This window comes from Okeania sp. SIO2B9, from assembly GCF_010672505.1.
Taxonomy (GTDB): domain Bacteria; phylum Cyanobacteriota; class Cyanobacteriia; order Cyanobacteriales; family Microcoleaceae; genus Okeania; species Okeania hirsuta.
This window is the reverse complement of the sequence record NZ_JAAHGK010001718.1, coordinates 1-1,225: the sequence shown is the minus strand read 5'-3', so window position 1 is coordinate 1,225 and position 1,225 is coordinate 1. Positions and strand designations below refer to the sequence as shown.

2 protein-coding genes and 1 pseudogene are annotated in these 1,225 nt (G+C 53.3%); all 3 read right to left on the bottom strand.

The window, feature by feature from the left end; all coding sequences use genetic code 11:
* Positions 1-197: FAD-binding protein (locus tag F6K13_RS33955; protein ID WP_287290049.1), on the bottom strand; the 197-nt coding region annotated here is incomplete at its 3' end.
* 5 nt (positions 198-202) lie between these two features.
* A pseudogene (locus tag F6K13_RS33950) lies at positions 203-679 on the bottom strand (IS5 family transposase); the annotation flags it as partial.
* Positions 680-874: 195 nt separating this feature from the next.
* Positions 875-1,225, bottom strand: a 351-nt coding sequence (locus F6K13_RS33945) for an IS630 family transposase (protein ID WP_287290047.1), incomplete at its 5' end; no start/stop codon positions are given.

Here is a 1,225-nt window from a genome sequence, read left to right as displayed (position 1 = left end):
GACCCGGCCATGGTTTCCCCGGCGGCCCAGAGATTGGTGACGGGCCGGTTTCCGATCGAACATTGCGCGGTCTCATCAACCTTGAGCCCCAGATAGGTGAAGGTCACGCCGGTGCGCAGCGAATAGCCGTAGAATGGCGGCTCGGTGATCGGGCGGGCCCAGTTGGTTTTTGGCGGCGTCAATCCGGCGGTCGTCACGCCAGTTTGGCTCCATCTCGTTCAGGAACATCGGCCGCAGTGACCAACACTCGTAGGACTAGGCTGAGCGTATCTACTGTCAGATGACGCTTCCGCCCGTTTGTATTCTTAGCCGCATCGTGGCCCACCTGCTGGTTAATCATCGTGGCACTTTTGACACTTTGGCTATCGACAATCACCTCACTCGGAGAAACTCGTCGTCCTTCGGCTAAGCGGCTGAGTCGGTAGAGATGGTCATGGATAGCAAGCCAGGTTCCATCTTGAGTCCAGCCTCGAAAGTAGCTGTAAACGGTTTGCCAAGCTGGGAAGTCACCGGGGAGTCCGCGCCAGGTACAGCCTTCGCACAGCAGATACAAGATGGCGTTGAGAACATCCCAGTAGCTGACTTGGCGAGGTCGGCCTTGCTTTTTCGGATGGGGCAGCAGTGGCAGGAGTAGCTCGTATTGAGCTTGAGTCAGGTTGCTCGGATATGCTTTTGACATGGCTCTCTGAAGGCTGGTCTGGTGATACTTCCAGCTTCAACACAGAGAGCTTTTCTTTCTGTACACCCGCTTTTTCAAACAACCTCTAAGGGGTGACAGCAGTTGTGGGTCTCAGCTTCTATCTGGCTGGCTTGGCTAACAAGCGAGGGGAAGCTGTTGTGTAACTAGTTGTATCTATAGCAAGTGCCATAAAAGTTAGGACGCTTTAAGGACGGCTTCGATGGCATCACGCAGCGTTTCATGTTGGTCGATTTGCTGGCGAATTCGACTTTTTAAGCAAGACCAGGATTGCTCAATTTTGTTGAGGTCTGGGGAATAAGGGGGGAGGTACAACAGCTCACAGCCTGCGCTTTGGAGCAGCTCCTCAATGCGCCCCCCTTTATGGAAGCTCGCATTATCCATAATGATGACCTGCCCCAACTTCAATTCTGGAATCAAGACGGTCTCTAGCCAAAGCTCAAACACCTCCCGATTACAGGCTCCTTCTAGAGTGAAGGTGGCAAACAACTGCTTCTGATTCAAGGCAGCAATCATATTGACTCGCCA